11 protein-coding genes are annotated in these 11,643 nt (G+C 71.4%); 3 read left to right on the top strand and 8 right to left on the bottom strand.

Going from position 1 to position 11,643, the window contains the following annotated elements; genetic code table 11:
* Positions 1-8: 8 nt before the first annotated feature.
* Positions 9-752 (bottom strand): zinc ribbon domain-containing protein, encoded by a 744-nt coding sequence (locus ACFYZZ_RS11085; RefSeq protein ID WP_389175710.1) that lies wholly within the window; start codon positions 750-752, stop codon positions 9-11.
* Entirely contained in the window at positions 749-1,606 is an 858-nt protein-coding gene (locus ACFYZZ_RS11090) for a Nif3-like dinuclear metal center hexameric protein (protein ID WP_389173783.1), read from the bottom strand. The genes ACFYZZ_RS11085 and ACFYZZ_RS11090 overlap by 4 nt, the downstream gene beginning before the upstream one ends.
* A 188-nt stretch (positions 1,607-1,794) precedes the next feature.
* Here ACFYZZ_RS11090 and ACFYZZ_RS11095 point away from each other — a divergent pair, with 188 nt between their 5' ends.
* Complete coding sequence (locus ACFYZZ_RS11095; protein WP_389173786.1) at positions 1,795-2,973, top strand: hypothetical protein; 1,179 nt, start codon at positions 1,795-1,797, stop codon at positions 2,971-2,973.
* Between the two features lie 343 nt (positions 2,974-3,316).
* Here the strand turns inward: ACFYZZ_RS11095 and ACFYZZ_RS11100 are convergent, their stop codons facing one another.
* The 3 genes from ACFYZZ_RS11100 to ACFYZZ_RS11110 are packed head-to-tail and all read right to left on the bottom strand — an operon-like array spanning position 3,317 to position 6,247.
* On the bottom strand, positions 3,317-4,258 hold the full coding sequence (locus ACFYZZ_RS11100; protein WP_389173789.1) for a 3-oxoacyl-ACP reductase: 942 nt from the start codon (positions 4,256-4,258) through the stop codon (positions 3,317-3,319).
* Positions 4,259-4,270: 12 nt separating this feature from the next.
* Positions 4,271-5,347 (bottom strand): Zn-dependent alcohol dehydrogenase, encoded by a 1,077-nt coding sequence (locus ACFYZZ_RS11105; RefSeq protein ID WP_389173792.1) that lies wholly within the window; start codon positions 5,345-5,347, stop codon positions 4,271-4,273.
* Between the two features lie 24 nt (positions 5,348-5,371).
* Positions 5,372-6,247, bottom strand: coding sequence for a MaoC/PaaZ C-terminal domain-containing protein (locus tag ACFYZZ_RS11110; protein ID WP_389173795.1), 876 nt, complete (start codon positions 6,245-6,247; stop codon positions 5,372-5,374).
* A gap of 313 nt (positions 6,248-6,560) precedes the next feature.
* Between ACFYZZ_RS11110 and ACFYZZ_RS11115 the strand changes: the two genes are divergently transcribed.
* Positions 6,561-7,838 (top strand): sensor histidine kinase, encoded by a 1,278-nt coding sequence (locus ACFYZZ_RS11115; protein WP_389173798.1) that lies wholly within the window; start codon positions 6,561-6,563, stop codon positions 7,836-7,838.
* Here ACFYZZ_RS11115 and ACFYZZ_RS11120 read toward each other — a convergent pair.
* Positions 7,816-9,384, bottom strand: coding sequence for an alpha-L-arabinofuranosidase B (locus ACFYZZ_RS11120; RefSeq protein WP_389173800.1), 1,569 nt, complete (start codon positions 9,382-9,384; stop codon positions 7,816-7,818). The two genes, ACFYZZ_RS11115 and ACFYZZ_RS11120, sit on opposite strands and share 23 nt — an antisense overlap.
* Positions 9,385-9,610: 226 nt before the next feature.
* On the opposite strand from ACFYZZ_RS11120, the gene ACFYZZ_RS11125 reads away from it, so the two are divergent.
* Complete coding sequence (locus ACFYZZ_RS11125) at positions 9,611-10,222, top strand: response regulator (protein WP_386572306.1); 612 nt, start codon at positions 9,611-9,613, stop codon at positions 10,220-10,222.
* Positions 10,223-10,235: 13 nt separating this feature from the next.
* On the opposite strand, the gene ACFYZZ_RS11130 is transcribed toward ACFYZZ_RS11125, so the two are convergent.
* Complete coding sequence (locus ACFYZZ_RS11130) at positions 10,236-11,027, bottom strand: hypothetical protein (protein WP_389173803.1); 792 nt, start codon at positions 11,025-11,027, stop codon at positions 10,236-10,238.
* A 29-nt stretch (positions 11,028-11,056) separates the two neighbouring features.
* Positions 11,057-11,596, bottom strand: coding sequence for a SigE family RNA polymerase sigma factor (locus tag ACFYZZ_RS11135; protein ID WP_389173806.1), 540 nt, complete (start codon positions 11,594-11,596; stop codon positions 11,057-11,059).
* Positions 11,597-11,643 lie beyond the last annotated feature (47 nt).

Genomic DNA, 11,643 nt, shown 5'->3' on the forward strand with positions numbered 1-11,643 from the left:
CCGGCCCCTTACAGACCCGACTCGGCCGTACGCACCAGGATGCGGCGGCAGTTCTCACAGCGGACCACCGTGTCCGGCGCTGCCGAACGGATCTCGTTCAGCTCGGTGATGGCCAGCTCCTGGCGGCAGCCCTGGCAGGTGCGGGCGTACAGCTTGGCCGCGCCGATGCCGCCCTGCTGCTCGCGCAGCTTGTCGTACAGCTTGAGCAGGTCCGCAGGGACGGAGGCGGCGATGACCTCGCGCTCCTTGGTCACCGAGGCGACCTCGCCGTCGATCTCCTCGAAGGCCGAGTCCCGGCGGGAGCCCGCGTCGTCGATCTTCGACTGCACGGACCCGACCCGCTCGGTCAGCTCGGTCACCCGCTCCTGCGCGGCCTCACGGCGTTCCATGACCTCGAGGACGACGTCCTCCAGGTCGCCCTGGCGCTTGGCGAGGGAGGTGATCTCGTGCTGGAGGTTGGACAGGTCCTTCGGCGAGGTCACGGCGCCGGAGTCCAGGCGCTGCTGGTCGCGGGCGGCGCGCTGGCGCACCTGGTCCACGTCCTGCTCGGCCTTGGTCTGCTCGCGGGCGCAGTCGCTCTCCTCGGTCTGCGCGGCGACCAGCAGGTCGCGCAGCTGCGTCAGGTCCTTGTTCAGCGACTCGATCTCGGCGTGCTCGGGCAGCGACCTCCGCTTGTGTGCCAGCTGCTGCAGGCGGACGTCGAGGGCCTGGACGTCGAGGAGTCGGATCTGGTCGGCGGGCGCGGCGTTCAGTTGGGGGCTCCCGGTTGACTAGTGGTGATGTTGGACGCCGCGTGGGCGGTCCAGGGGTCGGTGACCGTCTTGGAGACGTGGACGCGCAGGTCCCAGCCGTGGCGGTCGGAGATCTCGTCGAGCTGGGCTGCGGCCAGCTCGCACCAGGGCCACTCGGTGGCCCAGTGCGCCGCGTCGAGCAGCGCGAGGGGACTGTGGGCCACCGCCTCGGAGGCGGGGTGGTGGCGCAGGTCGGCGGTGAGGAAGGCGTCGACGCCGGCCGCGCGGACCTGGTCGAAGAGGCTGTCGCCGGAGCCGCCGCTGACGGCGACCGTACGGACGACGGCCTCGGGGTCGCCGGCCACCCGGATGCCCTGGGCGGTGGCGGGCAGCCGCTCGGCGACGCGGGCGGCCAGCTCGCGCACGGTCAGCGGGTGGTCGAGTTCGCAGACGCGGCCCAGGCCCCGGCGGTCCTCGGGGTCGGTCGGGTCCGGCACGAGGGGTCGTACGACGCGGAGGTCGAGCGCGCCGGCGAGGGCGTCCGAGACGCCCGGGTCGGCGGTGTCGGCGTTGGTGTGGGCGACGTGCAGCGCGATGTCGTTCTTGATCAGCGTGTGCACGACCCGGCCCTTGAAGTGCGTGGCCGCGACCGTGGTCGTACCGCGCAGGTAGAGCGGGTGGTGGGTGACGAGCAGGTCGGCGCCCAGCTTCACCGCCTCGTCGACGATGTCCTGCACCGGGTCGACGGCGAACAGGACCCGGGTGACCTCCTGGTCGGGGTCGCCCACGACCGTGCCGACCGCGTCCCAGGACTCGGCCCGCTCGGCGGGCCACAGGCTCTCCAGCGCGGCGATGACTTCAGACAGACGGGGCACGGGGAAAAGGCTACCTGGCCGTTCTGCCGGGCTGTACCGCATCCGCTCCCGCTGGTCCCGCTCAGCACAAACGCCCCGGTCTCCTCAGAGGAATCGCTTCTGCGCCACCCGTATGTGTGAAGCCCGGGCCGGGCGATCCCACGCCTGCGCGTACGAAAACTAGCTTCGTCGCCGGAGGTGACCGAACGATGACTGCCTGTGCGATCGAACCCCCCTCCACCGGTGAGGACGACGGTGTGCCGGGGACGCGGTGCGCCATCACGGCGGACGGTGCGTACGCCGCCCGCCTGGCGCTGGGCGGCGACTCCTGGTTCCCGGAGCGCTGGACGCTGGACGGCCCGGAGCCGTACGCGGTGCCGCTGCCCGGCAACCAGCCGGAGGAGCCCGGCACCCAGGTGCAGCCGATGGCGGACGGGCGGGTGCTGATCCAGCGGCTGGTGGAGCGCCGGCACACCTTCGCGCTGCTGTACCCGACCGGCCCCGGCACCGGCGAGCTGCCGCTGGGCGCGGTGGAGTGCCGGGAGCCGGGCACCCGGCTCGCGCTGCTGCCGCCGGCGCCGGGCGGGGTGCGCGCGTACGCCCTCGCGGTCGGTCCGCGTTCGAGCGCGGTGTGGCTGGTGACGGGCGGCGCCTTCGGGCCCGAGCAGTTGGCGGAGGTGCCGGGGCGCTGCTCGGGCGGGGTCTGGCTGGACCGTGACGGGCGGCTGCTCGCGCTGGACCGGGAACTGGGCGGGCGCACCAAGACGGTCGTGGTCGACCTGGAGCGAGGCGGCGAGATCTCGCCCCTGCTGCAGATCGCGGAGGGCAGCGACGACCGGTTGCTGCTCTGCGAACCGGACAGCGGGCTGCTGCTGATCTCCTCGGACGCACCCTCCCCCGGGCAGGAACGATTGGGCTGGGGGGTCATGGGCAGCACGCTGCCGGTGCGCTTCCCGGAGTGCCTGCGGCTGAAGGACTGTGCGGTGACGCCCTTCGCGATCCAGCCGGGGCAGGCGCTGATGCCGGAGAGCTGTGCGGTGGCGCTGCGCCTCGACGGGCAGTTCGGCAGCTGGATCGGCATCTGGCGGCCGGCCGAGCGACAGGTGTGCCATCTCCCGGCGCCCGAGGGGTGGTTGACGGGGTCCGGGCTATGGACACAGGACGGGGTGCTGCGGCTGCCGTACGCCACCGGGGAAGTCCCCTGCGGTGTGGCGGAGTTGACGGCACCCATGGGGGACGCGGGTCCGGGGGATCCGGTCCGGAACGGCACGGCTGCCGGGGTGCCCGAGGTGCCCTGGGAGGCGGCGGAACCGGATCCTCCGGGACCGGTGACGGTCCGTCCGGTACCGCTCCAGGAGGCACCTCTCGACGGACTTGTAACGAAGTAGCACCGGTCGGCGTGCCCGCCTGGATTCGGCCCGTGGTGTGGCGGTTACACTCGCCGCGCTGTAAGAGATCTTGTGACGGGGTGAATTCTTCCGATGAGCGACACCAGCACGACTCAGCCGCTGTCTGCCGACTCTCAGAACGCGGCCGGACACGGCCGGCACCGGGGCCCGATCGCGGTGCAGGACAATGAGACGGCGCCGCACGGGCGTCACCGTAAGCCGACTCAGGAGACCGCCGAGGCGGCTGCCTGACGGTAGTGAGAAAGAGGGGGTGCCCGTCCGACCGGCGGGCACCCCCTCTCTCGTTCTTCCGTTGTGTTCAGCCCTGGTTGAGGCCCGGTCCTCAGCCGCGCTTGAGGCCCAGCACCTCGGCCGCGGCGAACGTCTCCCTCGGCGGCCGCTCCGCGTAGTGCGGGGTGAGCAGCGCGTCCAGCTCGTCGTAGGTGAACGTTTCCTGTTTGCTGTCGAACTTCGCCTGCACCCGCGGCCGTTCCACCACGGCGACCATGCCGCCGTGGACGACGAGCAGCTGCCCGTTGACCCGGGCGGCGGCGGGTGAGGCCAGGTAGCCGACCAGCGGGGCGACATGCTCGGGGGCGAGCGGGTCGAGGCTGCCCTCGTCCGGCTCCTGGAAGCCCTCGAAGACGTCCGCGGTCATCCGGGTCCGGGCGCGCGGGCAGATCACGTTGGCCGTGACGCCGTACTTGGCTAGGGCGAGGGCGGTGGAGGTGGTCAGGCCGACGATCCCGCCTTTCGCCGCCGCGTAGTTGGGCTGTCCGGCGGAGCCGGCCAGGAACGCCTCCGAGGAGGTGTTCACGATCCGCCCGTACACCTCCGCCCCGGCCGCCTTGGCGCCATCCCGCCAGTGTGCGGCGGCGAAGTGGGTGGTGTTGAAGTGTCCCTTGAGGTGGACGCGGATCACCGAGTCCCACTCGTCCTCGGTCATGGAGAAGATCATGCGGTCGCGCAGGATGCCCGCGTTGTTCACGAGGATGTCCAGCTTGCCGAACTCGGTGATCGCCAGGCCGACGAGTTCCCGGGCCTGCTGGAAGTCGGCGACGTCTCCGGTGTGCGCGACCGCCCGGCCGCCGCTCTCGCGTATCTCGGCGGCGACCTCCGCGGCGGGCCCGGCCGATGCCTGGCCGGAGCCGTCACGGCCCGGCTGTCCGTAGTCGTTGACGACGACGGCCGCGCCGAGCCGGGCGAGTTCGAGCGCCTCGGCCCGGCCGAGACCGCGCCCGGCGCCGGTGACGACGGCGGACAGTCCCTCAAGTGGCAGTGGCATTCCGGTCCGTCCTCAGATCTCGATGCACGTACGCAGGGCCGTCCCGGTACGCATCTGGTCCAGGGCCTCGTTGATCTCCGCCAGCGGCACCCGGTGGGTGATCAGGCCGGCCAGGTCGACGCGGCCCGCGCGCCACAGGGCGATGGTGCGCTCGTAGGAGCTGAGGACGTCCCCGCCGCCGTACATGGACGGCAGGATCCGCTTCTCGTCGAAGAACAGCTCGAACATGTTGAGCTGCAGGAAGTCGTCCATGGCGCCCGCGCCGACCACGACGAGGGTGCCGCCGCGCCGGGTGTTCTCGTACGCGGTGCGGGCGGTGGCGGACCTGCCGACGACCTCGAAGACGTAGTCGAAGCCCTCGCCGCCGGTGACCTGCTGCTTGGCGTCGGCCAGCTCCTCCGGTGAAACGGCCTTCGTGGCACCGAACTTCAGCGCGGACTCGCGCCGGGAGGCGACCGGGTCCACGGCGACTATCTCGGCGGCGCCCTTGAGCCGTGCCCCCTGCACCGCGGAGATGCCGACGCCGCCGCAGCCGATGACGGCGACCGACGAACCGGCCTCCACGTCGGCGGTGTTGAGGGCGGCGCCGAGTCCGGTCGTCACCCCGCAGCCGATGAGGGCGGCGATGTCGAAGGGCACGTCGTCCGGGATCGGCACCGCGCAGCCCGCGTCCACGACGACCTCCTCGGCGAAGGTGCCGGTGCCCGCGAAGCCGAAGACGTCACCGCCGGAGCGCTTGAAGTTGGGGGTGCCCGCGTTCATGAACCCGGTCAGGCACAGCTCGGTCTGGCCGCGCTTGCAGGCGGGACAGGCGCCGCAGGAGGGCAGCCAGCAGATGACGACCCGGTCGCCGGGCTTCAGGCGGGTCACGTTCTCGCCGACTTCGAGGATCTCGCCGGCGCCCTCGTGACCGGGCACGAAGGGGGCCGGCTGGGGCAGCACCCCGTTCATCGCGGACAGGTCCGAGTGGCACAGTCCGGCGGCCCGCACCCGTACCCTCACCTTGCCGGGGCCAAGGCCCACCGCCTCGATGTCGTCGAGGATCTCCAGCTTTTCCTGGCCGATCTCGTGCAGTACGGCTGCGCGCATGGTGCGGCTCCCCTCGGAGGCTCTTCAGGAGTGCTGAACGATGGTGTCGGCCAGGACGGGCGCGTCCTCCCGCTCGACGGCGCTCACGGCGACCCGGACCTGACCCTGCTCGCGCCACATCCGGATGCGCAGGGTCTCGCCCGGATACACGACCCCGGCGAACCGCGTGGTGTACTCGCGCACCCGGGTCACGTCGCCGCCGAGCAGCGTGTCCACGACCGCCTTGAGCGTGATGCCGTAGGTGCACAGCCCGTGCAGGATGGGTCGGTCGAACCCGGCGAGCTTGGCGAACTCGGGGTCGGCGTGCAGCGGGTTGTAGTCGCCGGAGAGGCGGTAGAGCAGGGCCTGGTCGGCGCGGACCGGGCGCTCGACGGTCCGGTCGGGTTCGCCGGTGGGCGGCTCCAGTCGGGTGGAGGGACCGCGGTCGCCGCCGAAGCCGCCCTCTCCCCGTACGAAGATCTGCGCGTCGTCGGTCCACAGCGGCCCGTCGGCGTCGGTGACCTCGGTGCGCAGGACGAGAACGGCCGCCTTGCCCTTGTCGTACACGGCGGCCACACGGCGGGTGGACGTCGCGGTGCCCGTCACCGGGATGGGGCGGTGGATCCGCAGCGTCTCGCCGCCGTGCAGGACCTTGGCGAGCTCGACCTCGATGCCGGGCAGGGACAGACCGCCGATGACCCCGGGCGAGCCGGAGCCGGCGACGGTGGCGAAGCTCGGCAGCACGTGCAGCCGGGACTCCAGGGTGTAGCGCAGCTCGTCGGGGTCGGTGGCGGGGCTGTCCTTGTCCGGGTTCGCTCCGGCGCCGATGCCGAGGTGGTAGAGCTGGACGTCCTTGGTGGTCCAGGTGATCTCACCGGTCCGGGGCTCGGCGGCGAGGGCCAAGGCTGCGTCGATGGGCATGGGGCTCCTGACGGGTCTCAAGACCTCGGTGCGGACGTCCGCACCGTCGGCCGCACCGAGGTCGTCCACGGGCGGATCTAGAACGCGTTCCAGTCCGGCGCCCCTTGTATAGCCCAGCACTCCGCACTTGTGAAGGCTCCTGACGCTGTGTCAGGTGGTCGGGCAGTGACATTTGTACTGCCCGAGTGCGGACATCCGCATCTGCCGGGGGCCGGTCCCGGACTCCTACCGTCGTAGGCATGACGCAGACGCGGCGCGCCGCGCCCGGTGCGATCATCGTGCGGCGGGGACCAGTTGATCGGGGGACGAAGAGATGTCGTGGTGGACGCGGGCGAAACGCCGGATCCGGGCCGTACGGGAGGCACGGGCCCGGTGGCAGGCGGACATGGAGCGGTTCCGGGTCGCGCAGCGGGCCGCCCGGAAGAGCGGGCACGCCGCGGACGTCGACCACCCGGGCCCGCCGCCCACCGGCTTCGCGCTGCTGCCCTGGCTGCTGATGGGGATGGGGTCCTTCTCCAACCTGCTGCAGGGCCGGACCCCGAACCCGTGGGTCGGCGGCCTGGGGCTGCTCGCCTTCAACTCGCTGTACGTCTACGTCACCTTCCGCGCCTTCGACCGGGACAAGCGCGAGGCGGTCTCCACCCGGGTGGCGCTGGGGCTGATGGGCCTGCTGACCACGGGCCTGGCCGTCGGATACGGCGGCAACTGGCTGATGTTCTTCCCGCTGCTGGGCCTCGCGACCGGCGCCACCCTGCGCGGCCCCTGGCTGGGCCGCACCGGCGTGCTGCTCTCGGTGTACGCGGGGGCCGTCTCCGGTGTCCGGGACGGCTGGGGGGACGCGACGAACATCGGCTACGCGACCTTCCTGTCGAGCATGGTGACCGCCGCGATCCTCGGCCTGTCCGAGGCCGTGCGGGAACTGCGCGCCGCCCGGGAGGAGCTGGCCCGGCGGGCCGTGGAGAAGGAGCGGCTGCGCTTCTCCCGCGATCTGCACGACCTGCTCGGTCACACCCTGTCGGTGATCGTGGTGAAGTCGGAGGCCGCCCGGCGGCTGGCTCCGCGGGACATGGACGCGGCGCTCACGCAGATCGGTGACATCGAGTCGGTGGGCCGACAGGCGCTCACCGAGATCCGCGAGGCGGTGACCGGCTACCGCGAGGGCAGCCTGGCCACCGAGCTGACCCGGGCCCGCTCGGCGCTGTCCGCGTCGAGTGTGGAGCCGGTGGTGCGTCAGTCCGGGACGCCACTGGCCCCGCAGGCCGAGGCGCTGCTCGGCTGGGTGGTGCGCGAGGCGGTCACCAACGTGGTCCGGCACAGCGACGCCACCCGCTGCGAGATCACCATCGAGAGCACCGTCGAGCAGGCCCGGCTCACGGTCACCGACAACGGGACCGGCCAGGCCGTCACACGCCCCACGGAAGGCCTTGGCGGCACGGGTCTGACGGGCCTGACCGAGCGCCTCGCGGCGGCGGGCGGCTCCCTCAGGGCCGGCCCGTCGCCGCGCGGCGGCTTCACGGTCACCGCCGAACTCCCGGTGGAGCCGACGGAACCGACCGCCGTGGCAGCGGCTACTGCGCCCAGGGCGAGCTGACCGCCCAGCTGACGTCGTCGCTCCACGAGGTGCTGCTGTCCCAGGCGTTGGAGCCGCCGTTGCTCGCTATGTAGACGTTGAAGTTGTAGTGGCGCAGGTATCTCGTCGGGTAGTTGTAGGAGGCGAACGAGGTGCCCGTGCCGCTCTTGCCGGTCTGCGGGCAGAAGGTGGCGTCGGCCCGGAACTGGCCGGTGCCGTCCATGGGCTGCCGGTAGAGCCGGTAGTTGTAGTGGCGCAGGAAGTCGCCGGGGTAGTTCCGCGACTCGAAGGAGACGCAGGAACTGTCGGCGAGCCCCCGGCGCACGATCCAGGTGGCGTCGCTCTTGTCGAGGGACGAACTGCTCGACGTGACCGAGGAGATGACGGCCGCGTCGTTCTGGTGGCGGACGTAGTCGGTGGTGCAGCAGGAGGTCGTCGCGCGCAGCGAGATCTCCGAGCCGGCGCCGAGCGTGCCGGTGCTGCCGGTCGGGCCGCCGTAGCCGACGGAGACGATGTTGGACTGGACGGCGTCGTCGGCGGCGTCCGTCGGGATGCCGGAGGTCATCACGCCCTCGAAGAAGGACCCGATGGAGCCGTTGCTGTTGTCGCCGCCGGTGCCGAGGACGATCGCGCCCTCCTGGTGCATCGGTGAGTAGCCACTGGCGGTCGGCTCACCGCCGGAGTAGGTGGTGGTGAGCCCGCCGGATTGCGCATTGCCGTATTTCAGCGCGAAATGGTTCTGCCCGTTGTTCTTCAACAGCGCGGTCACGAACGGCAGCGGTCCGGTGCCGGTGTTGGACGTGTTCTTGCTGTACCCGGCGTCGGACTGGAACAGCCCGTTCTCCAGGTCGGCCTGCACCCACGGCCCCTGCCCGTAGCAGGGCGAGAACCAGCACTCGGTACCGAAGTTGATGGCGTCCATGTGGCCGTTGCCGGTGTCCAGGTTGTTCGTCTCCGCGTTGCCGTAGTCGAAGCAGCAGCGGCCGTTGACGTGGGTGCCGGAGGTCACCATGTACATCCCCTCGGCCTGCCCGTTCACGGCCACGCCCGAGGTGGAGTTGTCGCGGTAGCCCATGCCGGCGGAGATCTCCAGGCCGTAGACCTGGTGTCCCCCGACGGTCACCGGCAGGGCGTCGGCGGGCGCCCCGACGTCGGCCGCGCCGGCCCCGCCCGCGCCCTCGATGGTGAGGTGGTTGTGGCGCGGGGACTGGTCGTAGATCTCGGTGATGATGCAGGTCGTGCGGGAGCAGAAGGAGTCCTGGGCGGCCGCGTTGGCGTAGCCGCCGGTGGCCAGCAAGCCGATGTTCGCGGTGGCGCCGTCGGAGGCCCGCTTCACCTGGTAGAGCGAGCCGCCGTACGACGAGTACAGCGCCCGGACCAGGCTGTGCGCGGCGACGCAGGGCGTGCCCGCGGCCGCGTAGACGTCACAGGGCAGCGAACTCGCGGCGGCGGCCTGCGGGGCGCCTACGCCGACGACCAGCGCGGCGATGGTCGCGAAGGCCGCGAGTGCGGACAGGGCGGCTCTTCTGAGCCGCCGCGGACATGAGCGCAGGAGTGTGGGGAGCACGTGCACCTCTTCGGTTCCTCGTAGGGCGGTGCGGGTGGGGGTGGCCGAGTGGGTCGATATACCGAACGTCGTTCGATCGAAATACCGAACCCATTCGACGTCGAAATGCCGAACAATTACCGGAAATGCAGAGGCGATTGTTTTGCGGGTTCCCGTGGGCCGTCAACCCCTGCGGACTCGAACCATGACGAGTCTTTAATTTCCCGCCCTTGGCTACGCTGGGACCGTGAAGAACATCCGGGTCCTCCTCGCCGAGGACCAGGGCATGATGCGCGGCGCGCTCGCCCTGTTGCTCGGCATGGAGGACGACATCGAGGTGGTCGCCCAGGTCGCGACCGGTGACGCGATCGTGGCGGCCGCGCTGCTGCACCGGCCGGACGTGGCCCTGCTGGACATCGAACTCCCGGGCATCAGCGGCCTGGACGCGGCCGCCGAGCTGCGCGAGCAGGCACCCGACTGCCGGGTGCTGATCCTGACCACCTTCGGCCGGCCCGGCTATCTGCGCCGGGCCATGGAGGCCGGAGCGGCCGGTTTCCTGGTCAAGGACGGGCCGGTGGAGGAACTGGCCCAGGCGATCCGGCGCGTGCTCACCGGGGAGACCGTGGTCGATCCGGCGCTGGCCGCGGCCGCGCTCAGCGCCGGGCCGAACCCACTGACCGCCCGGGAATGCGATGTACTCAAGGCCTCGGCGGACGGGGCGACGGTCGCCGACATCGCCGGCCGGCTCCATCTGTCCGAGTCCACGGTCCGCAACTACCTGTCGTCCGCCATCGGCAAGACGGGCACGCGGAACCGGGCGGAGGCGGTGCGGGAGGCCCGGCAGCAGGGGTGGCTGTGACCTCCCGGCGGTGCTACTTCGTCACCTCCGCCGACCCGAAGGACGTCCCTGCCGGTGCCGTGCAGACGAACCAGTTGGCCCCCTGGAAGCCGTCGATCGAGCGGATCGCGGATCCCATGGTGCGAAGGGAGAAGCCGTCGGTCCGCTCTGCCACGGCCGTCCTGCCGTCCTTCCAGTGGCAGGTGACCTCCCGGGCGGTCTTGGCGACCATGCCGATCACCAGCCGGCCGGAGGTCTCGCCGCCGTATCCCAGGCGGGTCGCCATGGACTCCATGTCCTTGCCCGAGTAACGCTCGAACTTCTCGACCGAGTTGAACATCACCTGCTGCGGCCGGTGATCGCCCCAGCCCCGGGTCGCGAAGAACGAGATCTTGCCGATCAGGTCGGCGGGCTTGTGCGCATCAGCCGGCTCCAGGCCCAGCCCGGCCATGGCCTCGAACTGCCGCTCCGCCTCGGCCTCGTTGCGCGGCGCTCCCCACACCTGGACGCCGACGCTCCACTCCTTGCCCCGGTAGGTCCCCCGTCCCAGCTCGGTCCGCTGCGGCTCGTACACATGCCGGGCCTCCGCCGAGGCCGGCGGCTTCGCCACGTGCGCCTGCCGGTCCGCAGGGCCGCCGCCCGGCAGCCCCGTCACCGCGAGGGCGCCCGTCGTCCCGGCCACCACCAGCGCCGTGACCGACGCCACCGCCCAGCGCCGTGCTCTGCGCCGCCGGCCGCCGCGGATGACCGCCTGCACCGGGGCTATACCGATCTCGACCTCGTCCGCGGCGTCCGCGAGGAGGAGGGCGATGTCCGTCTGGCTCATGTCGTCGTTCCTGTTCCGGTCCGCGCTCATCACTTCCGCCCTCCCTGCGTCACCATCTCGGAAAGTCCCGGTATGGCGCGGAGTTTCGCGATCCCCTTGGCCGCGTTGCTCTTCACCGTGCCGACCGAGCAGCCCATCGCCTCCGCCGCCTGGGTCTCCGTCAGGTCCTCCCAGTAGCGCAGGACCACCGCCTCGCGCTGCCGCGCGGGCAGTTGGGCGAGCGCCTTGAGCAGGGCGCTGCGGTCGTCGGCCTGCGCGATGCGGTCGCCCGTGTCGGGCACCTCGTGCACCAGGCCCGAGTCGTCCCTCGGCGCGAGGAACTCCTTCAGCCTTCTCCTGTGTTTGCGCGCATGCGCGTTGATCATCACGCGCCGTACGTACGCCTCCGGATCGTCGGCCGAGCCGACCCTGCGCCAGGCCACGTAGACCTGCTCAAGGGTCGACTGGACCAGGTCCTCCGCGGCGTGCTGCTCCCCCGTGAGGAGAAATGCCGTACGCATCAGCCGCGGCCAGCGGCCGATCATGAAGCTCTGGAACTCCTCGTTCCGAGCCTGCTTCCCGTCCCCCATGGGCACCTCCTAGATGTCAAAAGGAGTCCATGGGCCGCCCGGACCGT

It is taken from the genome of Streptomyces sp. NPDC001816, assembly GCF_042892235.1.
Classification (GTDB): domain Bacteria; phylum Actinomycetota; class Actinomycetes; order Streptomycetales; family Streptomycetaceae; genus Streptomyces.

Bases quoted from the DNA above. Each gene is read 5' to 3' on its own strand.
- ACFYZZ_RS11115 (WP_389173798.1), top strand. From the start codon at position 6,561: ATGTCGTGGTGGACGCGGGCGAAACGCCGGATCCGGGCCGTACGGGAG.
- ACFYZZ_RS11100 (WP_389173789.1), bottom strand. From the start codon at position 4,258: ATGCCACTGCCACTTGAGGGACTGTCCGCCGTCGTCACCGGCGCCGGG.
- ACFYZZ_RS11105 (WP_389173792.1), bottom strand. From the start codon at position 5,347: ATGCGCGCAGCCGTACTGCACGAGATCGGCCAGGAAAAGCTGGAGATC.
- ACFYZZ_RS11095 (WP_389173786.1), top strand. From the start codon at position 1,795: ATGACTGCCTGTGCGATCGAACCCCCCTCCACCGGTGAGGACGACGGT.
- ACFYZZ_RS11135 (WP_389173806.1), bottom strand. From the start codon at position 11,596: ATGGGGGACGGGAAGCAGGCTCGGAACGAGGAGTTCCAGAGCTTCATG.
- ACFYZZ_RS11130 (WP_389173803.1), bottom strand. From the start codon at position 11,027: ATGAGCCAGACGGACATCGCCCTCCTCCTCGCGGACGCCGCGGACGAG.
- ACFYZZ_RS11110 (WP_389173795.1), bottom strand. From the start codon at position 6,247: ATGCCCATCGACGCAGCCTTGGCCCTCGCCGCCGAGCCCCGGACCGGT.